Origin of the sequence: Sorangium sp. So ce204 (genome assembly GCF_051526795.1) — a bacterium.
In the GTDB taxonomy this organism is placed as follows: Bacteria; Myxococcota_A; Polyangia; order Polyangiales; family Polyangiaceae; genus Sorangium; species Sorangium cellulosum_B.
On record NZ_CP150317.1, the window covers coordinates 6,318,247 to 6,335,152 of the forward strand.

Here is a 16,906-nt window from a genome sequence, read left to right on the forward strand (position 1 = left end):
AGCTCGTCCGGGTGTCCCTGGCGGCTCTCGTGACGTCCCTGGCGGCTCTCCCGGCGTCCCGAGCAGCTGACCTTGGCGTTCCAGGCAGCTTTTCTGGTGTCCCTGGCGGCTCTCGTGGTGTCCCTGGCGGCTCTCGTGGTGTCCCTGGCGGCTCTCCCGGCGTCCCGAGCAGCTGACCTTGGCGTTCCAGGCGGCTCTTCTGGTGTCCCTGGCGGCTCTCCCGGCGTCCCGAGCAGCTGACCTTGGCGTTCCAGGCGGCTTTTCTGGTGTCCCTGGCGGCTCTCCAGGCGTCCCGAGCAGCTGGCCTTGGCGTTCCAGGCGGCTTTTCTGGTGTCCCTGGCGGGTCCTCAGGTGTCCCTGGCGGCTCTCCAGGCGTCCCTTGCGGCTAGGTGTTCATTCGAACTTGACGGCCGCGGTCTTGGTCTCGCCTGCCTTCACCGTGACGGTGACCGACTTCTTCCCGAGATCCGGATGGATGAACATCACCGTGTGCGACCCCGCGGAGACGCTGACGCCCACCTTGGGCGTGCTCCCCAGCGGCCGCCCGTCGAGGACCACCTTCGAGACCGGGATCGAGTTGATGTTCAGCGTCGCACCGCCGGCAGCTGCCGCGGGCTCCGGCGCGTCCGCCGGCGCCTCCGCCTTCGGCGCGGCGGCCACGGGCTCCGACCTCGGCGCTGCCGGCTCCGGAGCAGGCGCGGGCGCGGGCGCGGGCGCGGGCGCGGCGGCGGCCGGCTCGGACCTGCGCGCCTCGTCGAGCGCGATCCGGATCGTCTTCTCGGCCTGCCCGTCCTCGAACGAGATCGGCTGAGAGAAGTCCTGGTGCCCCCTCTTCGTCGCCACGATCTTCCAGCGCTCGGACACGGTGACATCCACCTTGACCGGCGGCTTCTTCCAGGCCGAATCGGGCAGCTTCTTCTCCGTGCCCTTGGCGCTCACCAGCTTGACCGAGGCGCCCGACGTGGCGAGCTCCAGCGTCACCTGCCCCTTCAGCACCTTGAGCGCGACCGCGCCGAGGTCCTTCATCTGGCCCTGGCCGACCTCCACCGTCTGCTCCAGGGGCTCGAAGCGCTCGCCGCCGTCGAAGCGGATCTTGTGCTCCCCCGGCGGCACGCTGACCTCGACGGGGAGCACGCCCTTCTCCTCGCCGTCGATGAAGACCTTCACGCCGGGCGCGCCCGATGCCTTCACGCCGGTCGTGGTCGACGCGCCGGTGGAAGACCGCTCGGCGCCGGCCGCGTCGAGCGTGATCACGACGACCTTCTCCTTGCCGCCCTCGACGATCTCGACGGCGTCGCGCGGCGGGAAGTCGGGGGCGAGGATCTTGACCACCTTGGAGCCGGGCTCGAGATCGCGCACGACGCAAGGCACGGTGTCGCAGCGCTTCTGGCCGTCGAGGAAGATCTCGGCCCGGTCGACGGCGCCGCCGCCCGGGGTCTTCAGGTCGATCGTGAGCGCGCCCTTCTTCGGCACCAGCATGACAACCGCCAGGATGAGCACGGCGACCAGCGCGAGCCCGCCGAGGAGCACGCCCGCCTTGCCGGCGCCCTGCTGCACCACGTGGCGCGGGCGGATCTCCGTCGGCTCGTCCTTGCGCGACAGCGCGCGGAGCCCGAGGTCCGGCGGCATCGCCGGCGCGGGCGGGGCGCTCGGGATCGGCGGCGGCGCCGGGACGGGGGTGCGCACCCGCGAGGCCGACGCCGCGCCGCCGGAGCTCGCGACGAGCGCCGCGGCCGCCTTCGGGATCGCCGGCGAGCCCGCCGCCGGCAGCGCGCTCGAGCGCCCAGGATTGTAGTCGTTCCCCTGCTTGTCGTAGACGTGGGTCGACTCCTCGTCGTCGTCCCAGTTCATGTCGACCGCGGTGCCCTTGACCGAGCGAGGCTTCGCGTCGTCACCCGCCTTCTGCGGCGGCTTCACCGACGGCAGGCGCACCGGCGGAGGGACCACCGGAGGCAGCGAGCCCGAGGCCCCGCTGACCGGCGCCGGCGGCAGCGGGCTCTTCGACGGCAGGGCCGGGGCGCTGATCGCGGGCAGGGACGGCTGGCGCGACCGAGGCGGCACCACGGACGGCAGGGAGCCCGTCTTGACCGAAGGAGGCATCGGCGGCGGAAGCGACCCCGGGCTCGTCCCCTTCGCCGACAGGGGCGGCGGGAGCGACGCCGGACCGGTCCCCTTCTGCGTCACCGCCGGCGGCGGGAGCGACGGCGGCGGAAGCGACGGCGGCGGGAGCGACGGCGGCGGGAGCGACACCGGACCGGCCCCCTTCGGCGGCACGGGCGGCGGGAGCGACACCGTGCTCGTCCCCTTCGACGGCACGGGCGGCGGGAGCGACGACGGGCCGGCCCCCTTCGACGGCACGGGCGGCGGGAACGACGACGGGCCGGCCCCCTTCGGTGCCACGGGCGGCGGAAGCGGAGACGGCACGCCGCTGGGGAGCGTCGCCGCATGGTTCGGCGGCGGCGGCACCGCCGCGCCGACGAGGGTGCGCGAACGCGCAGGCGGCGAGGGAGGTACGAGGGCGGTGCTCGTGGCGGGCGACTTCTTCTTCGCGAGCCCCTCGAATACGTCCAGATCGCTGCCGCCCTTGTTGTCCGCCATGTTCGAGAACTCCTCAGGATATGCGGCGCCGTTCGCCGCGGCGTCCCTGAAACGGAAACGGAAACGAAAACGGGAACGAAAACGGGAACGAAAACGGGAACGGAAACGCTCGCGCATGCTCCGCGCGACGAGCGTGAGCTCGATGCACAAGCGCTCGTCGCGGGCGAGCTCGGAGCGCGCTAAAATCCGCTGATCCGCTGCAGCGTACCGCTGGTCCGGTGACTTCGCGAGCGCCATCGGGAGGATCTCGGCGGCAGCGAGGCGCCGCGCGCGCCGCGATCTCGCGCGGATCCAGCGCTCCACCGCCGGCGATGCGGCGCGCGACGCGCGCGACGTCCGCTGCGCGCGCGACGTCCGCTGCGCGCGCGACGTCCGCTGCGCGCGCGCCGTCCGCTGCGCTCCGCGACGCGACGCTGCGCGCGATCCACCACCCGCACATCGCGCGCGCGCCCCCGCCCGGCGAGCCCACGCAGATCCGCGCCGAGATGTCGCAAGCTCCGAAGGATCGCAATCGCTGCACCGGCCGACGTGTATTAGTCCGTCGGGCCGCCAGCGCACAAGCGCCTACTGCACGTCAGAGAAGGGCCGGGGGCGCCGTCACGCTCAGTGATCGCCGCCCGCCGTTTCCTCTTTCTTCGGCTTTTTGAAGTACCGAACGCGCTTCTGCTGCAGCGGGTACCAGACGCTGTGCGGAACGATCGGTGTGGATTCGAACATCCGGCCGGCGCCAGGCGCCTCGGCGCGCGTGAGCCGGACGGCGCGCGGGCCTGACGGCGGATGGACGGCGGCGCCGGCGAGATCGGTATCGCCGCCGAGGGCCACCGAGAGCGGCCGAGGCAGGTAGATCCGCGAGGAACAGCCGAGCCCCGCCAGGAAATCCTGGAGCAGCCTGGCGTCGCGCGGGTGCGGGTCGACGGGCGCCGTGGGCGGCGCCGATGCGTCCGGCGCCAGCGCGGCGTCCGGTGCGCTGGACGGCCCGGCCCCGACCCGCTCGACGTAGATCAGCATCCCATCCTCGTCGTTCACGCCCAGCGCGGCCACGGCCCTCGCGCTGCCGAGCGCCCCCGTCGCGATCCGGACCGCGCCGCGCACCGGAGGGGCCGGCGAGGCGGAGAAGGACCCGGCCGAGTGCCAGATGCTCGACCCCTCGCCCTGCCCCGCCCCGGGCGCCGCGGCGCCGTCGCTGAAGACCACCACGGTCGCTCCCGCCCCGGCCGGCGGGGACGCCCCGGGCTCGCCCAGCGGCGCGGCCGCGACGGTCCGCGGGTCCACCTTGAGCACCCGCAGCCGGACGTCGGGCCGCGCGGGATCGGGGCGGATCTCGGTGATCGCGAGCGCATAGGGGAAGCCGTGCTGCGGGAGCCCCTGGGTGCGCCAGGCGCCCTCCCCCGCCACGGCCGGCGCCGCGCGGGGCGCCAAGGGCGGCCCCGGCAACAGGTGCCGCAGCGTCATGTAGAAGAAATCGCGCGCTTCCCGCCGGATATAGCGGGGGAAGTTCATCAGGCCCATGCCGCGGATGAGCCGGCGGCCGCGGAACCGGTAGCCCGAGAGCCCCGAGACGTCGCCCTCGGTCTCCCATTCCCCCTGGAGCGGGCGCCCGAGCGGCGGCAGCTCGCCGCTCGGCGCCACACGATAGAACTCGAGCCCGCTGTGGCCCGCGTTCATGTCGAGCGCGATCCCGTAGGAACATCGGGCCTGGATCATCGCCTGGGCCAGGGCCTCGGGGCTCACGTCGGCGCCATAGAAATAGGCGACGAAGCGCTCCCGGGTCAGGCAGATGCCGGTCCTGACCGTGTGCGTCTTGTCGGCCCACCCGGGCGGCGTGCCTCCCCACCACGTCCGGCCGAAGGGATTCCATTTCTCGTCCTCGACCATGACCGTCATGTTCTGGCGGAACGACAGCATCCACTCGGGGACGGTCTCGTCCTCCGACCAGCTCCCGAAGACGGTGCTGCCGTCGCGCCGGACGGCCACCGTCGCGGCGTAGGGCTTCGGCGGCAGGTACATCACCCCGTCGGCCATCATGCCGAACTCGCCGTGCATCGCCTGGAAGCCGGCGTTCGACGCGGCGACGACGCGCTTCATGACCTCGGGCGTGCGCGGGATGAGCCCCGGCCCGGCCTCGCCCGTCGCGCCCTTGGGCTCCACCGTGCCCGCCATCATGTGGAGCTCCACCTGGCGCGGGTCCCAGAGCGCGATGTAGACGCGCGTCGCCTTGCGCGAGCGGTCCGTCCGGAGGAACGTGGTCATGAACGCCGGCGGGAGCCCGTCGAGCTGGCGCACGAAGGCGTCGCCGCCCTGCGGGTTCCACTGCCCCTCGCCCGGCAGCGGCGGCGTCACCCAGGGATCGAGCCGCGCCGGCGGCCAGCCGATCTCGGGATCGATCGGGATCTGGCGGACGGGCCGATCCAGCTCGCTCTGGCCGAGGTCCGAGGCGATGTCCTCCGCGCCTGTGTCGCCCGTCACCGCCTCCTTGTTGCGGAGGACGAAATCGAGCGCCGTGAACGCCACGGCCTTGACCGTCTGCATCGCGGCGTCGCCGATCACGAGGCGCACGCGGTCGACCGCCCAGGTGACGAGGTTCCCCGGCCGCGCGACCTCGGACGCCTCGGCGCGGATCCACGCGGGCAGCGCCGCGTCGTCCACGCCGCGCACCGGCAAACGGGCCTCGCGGCCGCCCGCGCGGACGACGACGGCGCTGTCGTCCTCCAGCGCGACGGCGACGTCGCTCGCGTCCGGGCCGCGGCGGCTCCGCGGCTCCTCGGCGCCCGGGTCCTCGGCATGCGGATCCTCGGCGCCGCTCTCCTCGCTCCGGGCGAGGTCGATCGCGAAGGTCCGCCGGCCGATCCCGCGCAGCCGGCCTGTCGCCTGCCAGCTGGTGACGGCGTGCTGGAGTCGCTCGACGAGCGACCACTCCGCGCCGCCGGAGAGCGCTTGCCCGTCCAGATCGAGCACGTGCACCGTGGGCGACGCGGCCTCGATCAGCGGGCGCGAGACGTAGGCGAGGGCCTCGCCGCGGAGCACGGGCTTCGACTCGTCCGCGCCGCTCGTCTCGGTGAGGTTGTGGATCGCCGAGACGTCGAGCAGGACGCCCTCCGGCGAGAGCCGCGCGTCGACGAGGTACAGGTCGGTGGGCTCCCCGCGCTCGCCGCCGGCGCGCACGCCGCGCGCGACCGCACGCGCGGCGACGCCGAACGGGCGGAGGCCCCCGCGCGGCGGATCCACCCACACCACGTCGCCGGCCGCCGCGGCGACGCCCCGCTCCGCGAGCTCCGTGGCGAGCGCGGTCGAGCGGTCGCGGGCGCCTCCGCCGACGGCGGGCGACATCGCCACGGCCGCGGACGCGCAGAGGACGAGGAGGCCGATGCGCTCGCGGCGCAGGGAGGGCGTTTTCGGGGACTGCATTCGCGGACAACGCGCGGAGGGGCGGGGCTCCTGCCCGGGCGATCGAGGACGACCGGACGCGCGCGCGGCAGCCGTTATCACCGTTTTTGTACCGCGGCCAGGCTCGGGGGCGCGCGGCGCTGGCGTCCGCGGAACCGGCGGTGCTACATCGGGCGCGCCCATGTCGAACGCTGACTCGCCCCCTCTCCGCCGCGACGAGGCGCTGACGATAGCGCGCCTCGCCCACCTCGACCTCTCCGCCGAGGAAATCGAGCGCCTCACCGGTGATCTCGGCAACATCCTCAGCTACGTCCGGCAGCTCGAGGAGCTCGACGTCTCGGCGGTGCCGCCGACGGCGCACGTGCAGATCGAGCGGCTGCCGCTCCGCGCCGACGAGGAGGCGCCGAGCCTGCCGCGCGAGGTGGCCCTGCGGGAGGCGCCGCGGGTCGAGGACGACGGGTTCGCCGTTCCGGCGTTCGTGGACGAGGGGTGACGCCGATGGACACAGCGATCCTCGATCGATCCATCCCGGAGCTCGCGGCGCTCGTGCAGCGCGGCGAGGTGAGCGCCGAGGAGGTGGCCAGGGCCGCGCTCTCGCGCATCGAGCAGCGCGACGGCGCGCTGGGCGCCTTCCTCACCGTGCAGGGGGAGCAGGCCGTCGCGGCGGCGCGCGCGCTCGACGCGCGGCGCGCGCGGGGCGAGGCGCTCGGCCCGCTCGCCGGCGTGCCGATCGGCCTCAAGGACGCGCTCTGCACCGAGGGCGCCCCGACGACCGCCGGCTCGAAGATCCTCACGCGGGCGGCGGCGGGCGGGGACGGCGCATCGAAGGCGCTCGACCCGGCGCGCGGCTTCCGCCCGCAGTTCGACGCGACGGTCGTCGCCCGCCTGCGCGAGGCCGGCGCGATCCTGCCGGGCAAGTGCAACATGGACGAGTTCGCGATGGGCTCGTCGAACGAGAACAGCGCCTTCGGCCCGGTGAAGAACCCGTGGGACCCGTCGCGCATCCCCGGCGGCTCGTCCGGCGGAAGCGCGGTCGCGGTGGCGGCGGGGATGACGCCCGGCTCGCTCGGGTCGGACACGGGCGGCTCCATCCGCCAGCCGGCGAGCCTCACCGGCGTCGTCGGCATCAAGCCGACGTACGGCCGCGTCTCTCGCTACGGCCTCATCGCGTTCGCCTCGAGCCTCGATCAGATCGGGCCGTTCGCGCAGGACGTGAAGGGCGCGGCGCGCCTGCTCGAGGTGATCTCGGGCCGCGATCCGCGCGACGCGACGAGCCTCGACGCCCCGGTGGGCGCCTGCGAGGCCGCGTGCGGCCGCGACGTCGCGGGGCTGCGCATCGGGGTGCCCGAGGAGTACTTCGCGAAGGGCATCGACGCGCGGGTCGAGGCGAAGGTGCGGGAGGCCATCGAGGGCCTGCGCGGGCTCGGCTGCGAGATCAAGCCCGTGCGCCTGCCGCACACGCGGTACGCCGTGGCGGCCTACTACATCGTCGCGACGGCCGAGGCGTCGTCCAACCTGGCGCGCTTCGATGGGGTGCGCTTCGGGCTGCGCGTGGAGGGCGACCGCGGCGGGAAGGCGGACCTCCAGGGCCTCTACGGCCGGACGCGCGGCGAGGGGTTCGGCCGGGAGGTGAAGCGCCGGATCCTGCTCGGCACGTACGTGCTGTCCGCGGGCTACTACGACGCGTATTACCTGCGCGCGCAGAAGGTCAGGACGCTGATCCGGCGCGACTTCGACGAGGCCTTCCGCGAGGTGGACCTCATCGCGGCGCCTGTCTCGCCGACGGTCGCGTTCCGGCTGGGGGAGCGGGTGGACGATCCGCTGTCGATGTACCTGGCCGACGTCTACACGCTGCCCGCCAGCATGGCCGGGCTGCCCGCGATCAGCGTCCCGTGCGCGACAGCGCAGGCGCCGGACGGCGGGCCTCCGCTGCCTGTCGGCCTGCAGCTCATCGGCCCTGCGCTGGAGGAGGCGCGGCTCTGCCAGGCGGCCTACGCGTGGGAGCAGATCTCCCCGGTGCGCGGGCTGCGCGCGTCGATCGCATGACGAGCGGAGCGCGCCGATGAGCTCCGCGATCACCGTGGCGGCGGCCGGCCCCGAGCACCTCCCGGGGCTCGAGGCGCTCTTCGAGGCCGCCGGCACGCCCTGCTACTGCCGGTACTACCACTTCGGCGGCACCAACAACGAGTGGCTCGCGCGGTGCTCGGACGGCCAGGGCGAGAACCGCCGGGAGTTCGCCGAGGCGCTCGCCTCGGGCAGCGACGAGGCGCGGGGCGTCGTGGCGCTCGCGCCGGAGGCGCCCGACGTCGTCGGGTGGCTCAAGGTCGCGCCCGCGGCGGCCGTGGCGAAGGCGTACGAGCGACGCCTGTACCGCGGGCTGCCTTGCTTCGCGGGCGATCGCGCCGGCGTCTTCCTGATCGGCTGCGCCGTCGTGCACCCGGGCCACCGGCGGCGAGGCGTCGCGACAGCGCTCGTCGCGGGCGCGGTGGAGCTCGCGCCCTCCTGGGGCGCGCGCGTCCTCGAGGCCCTGCCGCGCCGCCCGAAGGAGCCGGTGAGCGACGAGGAGCTGTGGACCGGCCCGGTCTCCGCGTTCACGAGGAACGGATTCGCCGAGGTGCACGCGTTCGAGCCGTACCCGGTCCTGCGCCGGGTGTTGTGACAGCGCCGCGGCGAGGCCGGGCCGGGGTCGCGCTCCGCTTGCGCGCGCCGGCCGACCAGGTAGTGTCGCGCCCGGCGCATGGCTCCCACCTCCGAGCACCCTGAAGCCGCGGCCCACGACCTCGCCGAGCGGAGCTCCGCCGCCGGCGCAGATCACGCCGCGCCTGCCTCCGCCGCGGGCGCGGCCACGGCCGGCGCGAGCGAGCCCCCGGCGTCCGCAGCGGCGGAGGCCTCGCCGACCAGCCGGCGCGCGTCGTCCAGCTCGAGGGGCCGGGTCATCGCGCTCACCGGCGCCGCGTCCTTCCTCGGGCGCAACCTGATCGGGATCCTCGAGGAGGACCCGCGCATCGCGCGCGTGGTGGCCATCGACATCAAGCGGCCGGACACGGGCGGCTCCAAGCTGCGCATGCACACGGTCGACCTGACGGAGCCCGCCTCCGAGGAGCGCGTCGCCGAGGTGCTCGCGGCCGAGCAGGTGGACACGCTCGTCCACCTCTGCTTCCTGTCGTCGCCCACCCCGGCGACCGCCTGGGCCCACGAGCTCGAGTCGGTCGGCACGATGCACCTGCTCCACGGGGCGCGCCAGGCGAGCCTGCGCAAGCTGATCCTCTGGAGCCAGACGATCCTCTACGGCGCGCACCCGACCAACCCCAATTTCCTCACGGAGAAGCACCCGCTCCGGGCGGACCCGGACGAGCGCTTCTTCGCGGACAAGATGGCCGCCGAGCGGGAGCTCAACGCCTTCGGCGCGAAGGCCAAGGGCACGACCGTCACCATCCTGCGGACCGCGCCGATCCTCGGCCCGACCGTCCAGAACTACGTCACCCGGTTCCTGGCGCGGCGCCTGGTCATGACGATGCTCGGCTTCGATCCGCTGTGGCAGTTCATCCACGAGGTCGACGCGATCGCCGCCTTCAAGCTCGCCATCGACAGCGATTTCCCCGGGACCTTCAACATCGTGGGCGACGGCGTGCTGCCGCTCTCCACGATCGTGCGCCTCGCGGGCCGGACGGCGGTCCCGGTGCTGCACAGCGCCGCCGGGCCGCTCGCGTCTGCGCTCTGGGCCGCGCACGCGGCGATCGCCCCGCCCAGCTTCCTGCGGTACCTGCGCTATCTCTGCGTGGCGGACGGCGAGAAGGCGGCGCAGGTGATGGGGTTCCGGCCGGTCTACACGACGCGCGAGGCGTTGCTCGATTACACGAGCGCGCAGCGGCTGCGGGACGTGCGCCTGCTGCAAGAGACGCCCGCGTGACGCGGTTCGGGGGGTGAGCGATGGGCACGGAGCACGATCGAGAGCTCGAGGAAGCAGGGGCAGGGAATGGAGGGAATGGATCGCCGCCGTCGACGCGCGGGCGCCCCGATCGGACGGGGCCCGGGCACGTCGTGCCGAGCGTCGACGTCGAGGACGAGGAGACCCGGTACCTGGCGCCGATCGGCCCGACGGAGCCATCGGACGGGCGGAAGACGCAGTCGTCCGAGGTGCACGCCCCGGTCGTGCCGGTGACGGCCGAGGAGCTCCAGCGCCAGATCAGGGAGCTCGAGGCGCGGCTCAAGCGGATGCTCGCCGGGGGGCCGTCGCCCGACGCGAGCGGCGCGGTGGGAGGCATGCCCGAGACCGAGCGGAGCCCGCGCCTGGGCGGAGCGCCCGCCGCGTCGGCCGGCTTCGCCAGCGAGCCGCCGCTGTCCGAGCCCGGGACGGCGCGCGACGTCCTGTCGACCGACTTCTACCTGCGGCAGTGGGGCCGCGCCGGCCTGCGCCGCCGCTCGGAGGAGGTCGACGAGTTCGGCTTCGATCCCAAGTACGAGGCCCGGTACAGGTCGCTCTTCGACTTCCTGCACAGGCACTATTTCAGGATAGATATCGAGGGCATCGAGCGTATCCCCGCCGAGGGGCGGTGCCTCGTGGTGTCCAACCATTCGGGCGGGCCCATCCCCTACGACGGGCTCATGCTGCGGGCCGCGGTGCGGCGGGAGCACCCGGCGCGGCGGGAGCTCCGCTGGCTGGCCGACGATTTCGTGTACTACCTGCCGTTCGCCGGCACGATCATGAACCGGCTCGGGGCCGTGCGGGCCTGCCAGGAGAACGCCGAGCGGCTGCTCGCGGGCGAGCGGCTCATCGCGGTCTTCCCGGAGGGCGTCAAGGGCAGCGGGAAGCTCTACAAGGACCGGTACCAGCTCCAGCGGTTCGGTCGCGGCGGCTTCATCCGGCTCTGCCTGCGCACGCGCACGCCGCTCGTCCCGTGCGCCATCGTGGGGGCCGAGGAGACGAACCCGCTGTTCTACCGGATCGAGCACCTCACGCGCGCGCTCGGCATCCCGTACCTGCCGATCACGCCGACGTTCCCCGCGCTCGGGCCGCTGGGCCTCGTTCCGGCGCCCACCAAGTGGAAGATCCGCCTGGGCGATCCGGTGCGGTTCGACGCGTACGGCCCGGAGGCGGCGGACGATCAGATCCTGGTGCGGCGCCTCGCGGAGCGCGTGCGCGCGACGATCCAGGGGCTCATCGACGAGACCCTGGCCACCCGGAAGTCGATCTGGTTCGGATGAAGCGATCTGCCGAGGCGAATCCGCACTCCATGCCTGAAAATACGAACGAAGGGGATCCGCCCGCCGGGCCCGAGCGAGCGGCGAGCCGGGGCGCGCGGCCGGAGGGCGTGCTGGTGATCGACAAGCCGCGCGGGCCGACGAGCCACGACGTCGTGGCCCGCCTGCGCCGCGCCCTCGGCGTGAAGCGCATCGGGCACGCGGGGACGCTCGACCCGATGGCGTCCGGCGTCCTCGTGGTGCTCGTCGGCGAGGCCACCAAGCTCGCCTCGTACCTGACCGCGCAGGACAAGCGCTACACGGCGCGCGTCGTCCTCGGCGTGGGGACGGACACCCTCGACGCGGACGGGGAGATCACCGCGACGCAGCCCCTGCCGCCGTGGCTCGACGCGGAGCTCGGCGCCCTCGCCGGGGCCGGCGGGACTCCCGGCGGCGAGGCGCTCGCGCGCGCGGCGCCGCGCATCGCCGCCGCGATCGACGCGGAGCGAGCGCGGCGGGAGCAGGCGCCGCCGGCCTACTCGGCCATCAAGGTCGCCGGGCAGCGCAGCTACGCCCTGGCGCGCGCCGGCCAGGCGGTGGAGCTGTCGGCGCGGGCCGTCGAGGTCCGGTCGCTCGAGGTGACCGGCGCCTCGCGCGGCGTGCCTGGTGCACCTGCCGCGGGCGCTGCGCCGGCCACCCTCGATCTCGAGCTCGGGGTGAGCAAGGGGTATTACGTGCGCTCGCTGGCGCGCGACCTGGGCGCGCACCTCGACGTCCCCGCGCACCTGTCCGCGCTCCGCCGCACGGCGAGCGGCAGCTTCACCGTGGAGCAGGCCGTGTCCCTCGACGCCGGCGCCGAGGTGCTGCGCGCTTCACTGCGCCCGCTCGCCGACGCAGCCGCCGCGAGCCTCCCGGTCGCCCGCCTGACCGAGCACGGCGCCCGGCGCGCGCGCATGGGACAAGCGCTCACCGAATCCGACTTCTCCATGGCTCCCGCGCACCCTGGCGCCGCTGTATGGCTCGATCCGGACGGGGCCCTGGTGGCGCTCGGCGCCTCGGAGGTCGCCGAGGTGGACGCCGGTGAGGGCGATCCGGCGCCATCGCCGACTCGGTTTTCCGTCCTGCGCGGTTTTTCTGAAGCGCCCGACATGCGTGGGAATGCTGCTAGATAAGAGAAACCCACAGCACACGGCAATTCCCTGGACTTCGGCAGATCTACGGCGCATGTCACTGGCAGCGCTCGGCAGGATCGGTCGAGCTGGGGAGTCCGCCTTCGGGCGAGAGCGGCAAGAACGCGTGGTTCCGTCATCTCCTGAGATTTCGCGTCCCGGTCCGGTTGCGCTCCCCTCGCCTGTTCCGTTACGATTCGTCCGTTAGGAGCCTCTGTTTGAGTCCCGATTTCGTTCCATTGCCAGCGCTCGGCGCTGCAGTTCTCTCCGCTGTACTTGGCTCGCTGTTCGTCGGCGCCGACACCGCACTGACGACGTTGAGCGCGACGAGGCTCGGCGCGCTGATAGAGCAGGCGACGGGCCCCACGAAGGCCGCCTACGAGCGGATTCGTCAGGAAGACGCCAAGCTCCGTTCCCGCTACCTGCTCGGCTGGGTCGTATCGACCAGCCTGACGGCCGCCTGCTTCGACCTCTTCTTCCGGCGGATTGTCCCTGGCGCTGCGCTCTATCTCGGGCTGGCGACCACCATCGTCCTCAGCGGAGCCCTTTACGAGGTCAGCTCCACGCTGGGCCGCAAGCACGCCGATCGGGCCGCATCGATGGCGGTCCGCTTCTTGCGCCCTCTCGAGATCGCGATGCTGCCGCTCGCCGTACCGCTCGGCTGGATCGGCTCCAAGCTGGGGCCGCGGGATGGTGAGCAGCCGTCGGATCCGAGGGTTGCCGAGGCGGAGGTCGAGATCCTCGTCGATGAGGTCGAGCGTTCTGGTCTCTTCGGGCGAGAGCCGGCGGAGATGATCCGGAATGTGCTCGAGTTCGCCGATCTCACGGCGCGGGACGTGATGGTGCCGCGATCCAAGGTCGAGGCCATCGAGATCTCCACTCCGCTGGAGAAGGTGCTGGAGATCGTCACCGAGAGCGGGCACTCGCGGTATCCGGTCTACAAGGATCAGACCGACAACATCGCTGGTCTCCTCTACGCGAAGGATCTGTTCAAGGTCCTCGAGGAGCGCCGGCTCAAGAACACGACGCTCCGGGAGATCACGCGGAGCCCGGCCAATTTCGTCGCCGAGTCGCAGCCCCTCTCTTCGCTGCTCCGGGAGATGAAGAGCCGGAGACAGCACCTCGCCATCGTGGTCGACGAGTTTGGTGGGATGTCGGGGATTGTCACCCTGGAGGACGTGCTCGAGGAGATCGTCGGAGACATCCGGGACGAGCACGACGAGACGGACGACGGTGCTGCCATCCAGGATCTGGGCGACGGCCGCCTGGTCGCTGACGCGGCCGTATCGATGAGCGATCTCTCGGCCTACCTGGGCGCCGAGCTCGACCGTGAAGGAAAGTACGAATCTCTCGGCGGGATGCTCACGCAGCACGTGGGCAAGGTGCCCGAGGTTGGCACGGCCGTGAGCAAGTTCGGCCTGCGCTTCATCGTGCGCGACAGCGACGAGCGTCACATCGGCAAGGTCGAGATCGTCCGCCCCCGCGCCATGGGCGCCGGCGGCGCCGCCTGAAGCCCCCCTGACCCGACGCGCAGGAGGGGACCCATCGCCGTCCCCTCCCCTCGGCTCCCCCAGATCGCGAACCCAGCTACACCCCGCCCGCCGCGCGGTGCTTCAGATCTGCCGCGGCCGAGCGGCGCGCGCCCGCACAGGAGACGGGCCCAGATCGGCGTTTTCGGCGCGGAAGCGCACTCCGGTGCGCTGAGCACCGAAAACGTCGAGATGGGCCCGTATCCGAAGCGGGCGCGTGCCGCTCAGCGGGCGAGGGAGAGTTTGTGGAGCTCGTTCGCGAGATCGTCGGCCTCTTTGATGAGGCCGGGCGTCTCGTCGGCGGGGTTGTCCTTCTTGCCCTCGAGCAGCTGGCGGATGTCGATCATCGCGCCGCGCAGCTTGAAGACGATCTGCTCGCTCGTGAAGGCGGCCACGGTCTGGGGGTCGACCGGGAGGACCTGCAGGTCGCCGCCGGCGATGTCACCCTTCGTCCAGCGGGTGGCCTCCTTGTCGGCAGGCTTCACGCCCTGCTGCGTGCGCTCGAGGCGGCTCACCGTGTACTTCGCCGGCCAGTCCTTGCCGAACGGGAACGGCGCCTTGTTGGGAACGAGCTCGGCCAGCGTCTTGTCGCCGTCCCGGCGGAAGACCACCGAGAAGTTCACCACCGGCTCATCCTGCTCCTTCCACGATTTCTCGACGGGAGCCTGCGCCGCGCTGAGCAGGTTCTTGAGGCTGTCCTTGGTCTTGTTCAGATCCTGGACCGACGTGGTGAAGGCGAGCACCTGGCGCATCACCCTGCCAGGGAGGCCGCCGATCTGCTTGTTCTCGAGGTTGGTGGCGTCGAACGGGACGTTGATGGCGCCGAGCTCGGTCGGGAGCTGCGCGGGGAAGCTCTTGCGCGAGAGCGCCTCGGCGGCGGCGCCGAGCTTCTCGTTCAGCTCCTTCATCTTCTCGTTCGCGGCCTTCACGTCCTTCGCGAGCGCCGCGGCGCCGTCGACCGCGAGCTTGCCGCGATCGCCGCGCTCCTTCGCGCCGCCGACGGCGAAGCCCACGCCGATGCCGACGATCGCCGCGAGGCCGGCGTAGAGCGCCGTCTTCTTCGAGGCCTTCCGCCGCTCCTGCTCGACCTCCTCGCCGACCTCGACCTTGATGGTCTGCGCGGCGGCCGTCGGCTTGGGCGGAGGCGTCTGGATCACAGGACGCGGCGCCGGCGCGAACGGAGGCAGCGGGATGCCCGGCGAGATCCCGGGCGGGGGCGCGATGCCCCCCACGGAGGGCATCGGCGGCCGCGCGCTCGGATGCGGCGAGGGCACGCCGATCGGGCCCGCGTTCATGTCGGGAGGCGGCCCCGATCCGGGCTGCGGGCCAGGCATGGGAAGGGGGACGGCCGCTCCCGGCGCCCCGCCTATCGCCGTTTTGCCAAGCCGAGCCTTCAGATCGATTTTGCTCTTCTTCTTTTCTTCAGCCATCGGCTCCTCGAGGACGGGATCGCTGCACCACTTCGCGCTGAAAACTCCAGCTCGCCCGAGGGAATCGACCCACCACGGCCCGAACCGGAGCTGCCCCTGCGCGAGCGGCAACAGAAGACGACACGGGCCGGCCTCCAACAGACCGACATGGGAGCGGGGAGGGCAAGATCAGCAACACGACGGGAGCGCCGGGCGAGCGGACAACCCGCCGGGCACGTTAGCGGCGCGCCGCCTGGAATGTCAACGCGATGGCGATCGCGGCGCAGGATGTGTTTCGACAGGCGATCGCCAGGCCACACGGGCCACCCGGCCCCACGGCAGCCCCCGCCGGCCCGCAGCGGCGCCCTCGCCGGGTCTGCGCCGGCGTCCCCCGCCCATCCTGCGGGCGGCCGCCGGCGGCTGGCCCTCCGCGGAGGGAGCGGGTAGGAAGCAGGGGGTTCATGGTCTCGTTCAAGTTCGGCGGGGGTCGGCCGCCGCGGCTCCGCTCTCCTTCCGGTTCCGGCAGCGGACCGCAGGCGCCGCCAGCTTCATCCACCGGCAACAGACCGCAGGCGCCGCCCGCGGCTTCCTCTGGCGACGGGCGGGAGGCGCCCCCCTCGCCTTCCAGCGGCGGGCGGCAGGCGCCGCCCCCTCCTGCCTCCAGCGGGGGCCGGCGGGGGCCGCCCCCGCGGCGGCCATCGCTCCGGATGGAGACCCGGCGGGTCACGAGCTTCGATGGAACCGACATCACCTACCGCGTGACGCCGCCGCCGTTCGAGGGGGCGAAGACGGTGGTCCTTGTCAACGGGCTGGGCGGGCCGTACCTCGCCTGGCGGGCGCAGGTCGAGTACCTCTCCGACCAGTACCGGTTCATCACGTGGGATTACCGCGGGATGTACGCGTCGAAGCGCCCGTCACCGGACGTTCCGGGCGCCTACGCGGTCGCGAACCATGTCCGCGACCTGGAGGCGATCCTCGCCGTCGAAGGGATCCGGCGCGGCGCGCTGATGGGATGGAGCGTGGGCGTCCAGGTGGCGCTGGAGGCGTTCCGCAGGCTCCCGGGGTTCGCCGCGAACCTGGTCCTGCTGAACGGCACCTACCGCCGGCCGCTGGAGACGATGGGGCCGCTGCCGGGGCTCGGGCGGCTGTTCGTGGCGTTCGCGGCGCGCGCTCACACGCTGGCGGCCCGGGTGACGCGCAGCCCCCTCGGCCCGCCGGACGCGGTGCTCTGGCTGAAGCGAATGGGGCTGCTCGGCAAGACGCTCGACAGCGAGGCGTTCGCCGAGCTCGTGCAGCCGTTCGGCCGGCTCGACATGGACGCGCTCTTCAGCAACCTCCGCGCGCTGGACGCCCACGACGCCGAGCACGTCCTGGAGCAGATCGACGTCCCGACGCTGCTCATCACCGGCGATCGCGATGCGTTCACCCCGCGGGCGCTGGCGCAGTCGATGGCGCGCCGCATCCCGATGGCGGAGATCCTCGTGGTCCGCGGCGGGACCCACACCACCGCGGTCGAGTTCCCCGAGCTCGTGTCGCTCCGGATCGAGCGCTTCTTCGCCGACCACGGCTTCTAGCGCCGCCCGCCCGAAGTCCGGTCAGGGATGACCGGACTTCGGCGCCGCTTCGCGGCGGCTTC

11 protein-coding genes are annotated in these 16,906 nt (G+C 72.9%); 8 read left to right on the forward strand and 3 right to left on the reverse strand.

The annotated features are described in order from the left end of the window. Positions 1-393: 393 nt before the first annotated feature. Both WMF22_RS23485 and WMF22_RS23490 read right to left on the reverse strand, forming a co-directional pair. A complete protein-coding gene (locus WMF22_RS23485) occupies positions 394-2,598 on the reverse strand; it encodes a PEGA domain-containing protein (protein WP_438037095.1) in 2,205 nt (734 codons plus the stop codon). A 603-nt stretch (positions 2,599-3,201) separates the two neighbouring features. Continuing rightward, a complete protein-coding gene (locus WMF22_RS23490; RefSeq protein WP_438037096.1) occupies positions 3,202-6,003 on the reverse strand; it encodes a hypothetical protein in 2,802 nt (933 codons plus the stop codon). A 160-nt stretch (positions 6,004-6,163) separates the two neighbouring features. Between WMF22_RS23490 and gatC the strand changes: the two genes are divergently transcribed. The 7 genes from gatC (at position 6,164) to WMF22_RS23525 (ending at position 13,843) form a co-directional block, all read left to right on the forward strand. Beyond that, positions 6,164-6,475 carry an Asp-tRNA(Asn)/Glu-tRNA(Gln) amidotransferase subunit GatC gene (gene gatC, locus WMF22_RS23495; protein WP_012236913.1) on the forward strand — a complete coding sequence of 104 codons (312 nt, stop codon included), beginning with the start codon at positions 6,164-6,166 and terminating at the stop codon, positions 6,473-6,475. 5 nt (positions 6,476-6,480) lie between these two features. After that, entirely contained in the window at positions 6,481-8,028 is a 1,548-nt protein-coding gene (gene gatA, locus WMF22_RS23500) for an Asp-tRNA(Asn)/Glu-tRNA(Gln) amidotransferase subunit GatA (protein ID WP_437301317.1), read from the forward strand. Positions 8,029-8,044: 16 nt separating this feature from the next. Further along, on the forward strand, positions 8,045-8,641 hold the full coding sequence (locus WMF22_RS23505; RefSeq protein WP_438037097.1) for a GNAT family N-acetyltransferase: 597 nt from the start codon (positions 8,045-8,047) through the stop codon (positions 8,639-8,641). Between the two features lie 78 nt (positions 8,642-8,719). Beyond that, complete coding sequence (locus tag WMF22_RS23510) at positions 8,720-9,892, forward strand: NAD-dependent epimerase/dehydratase family protein (RefSeq protein WP_438037098.1); 1,173 nt, start codon at positions 8,720-8,722, stop codon at positions 9,890-9,892. A 20-nt stretch (positions 9,893-9,912) separates the two neighbouring features. Next, on the forward strand, positions 9,913-11,187 hold the full coding sequence (locus WMF22_RS23515) for a lysophospholipid acyltransferase family protein (RefSeq protein WP_437301320.1): 1,275 nt from the start codon (positions 9,913-9,915) through the stop codon (positions 11,185-11,187). Positions 11,188-11,216: 29 nt separating this feature from the next. Further along, positions 11,217-12,335 (forward strand): tRNA pseudouridine synthase B, encoded by a 1,119-nt coding sequence (locus WMF22_RS23520; RefSeq protein WP_438037099.1) that lies wholly within the window; start codon positions 11,217-11,219, stop codon positions 12,333-12,335. Positions 12,336-12,550: 215 nt separating this feature from the next. Continuing rightward, on the forward strand, positions 12,551-13,843 hold the full coding sequence (locus tag WMF22_RS23525) for a hemolysin family protein (RefSeq protein WP_438037100.1): 1,293 nt from the start codon (positions 12,551-12,553) through the stop codon (positions 13,841-13,843). Positions 13,844-14,085: 242 nt separating this feature from the next. Here WMF22_RS23525 and WMF22_RS23530 read toward each other — a convergent pair whose 3' ends face one another. After that, positions 14,086-15,291 carry a formin gene (locus WMF22_RS23530; protein ID WP_438037101.1) on the reverse strand — a complete coding sequence of 402 codons (1,206 nt, stop codon included), beginning with the start codon at positions 15,289-15,291 and terminating at the stop codon, positions 14,086-14,088. 686 nt (positions 15,292-15,977) lie between these two features. On the opposite strand from WMF22_RS23530, the gene WMF22_RS23535 reads away from it, so the two are divergent. Further along, a complete protein-coding gene (locus WMF22_RS23535) occupies positions 15,978-16,844 on the forward strand; it encodes an alpha/beta fold hydrolase (protein ID WP_437301324.1) in 867 nt (288 codons plus the stop codon). Positions 16,845-16,906: the final 62 nt, after the last annotated feature.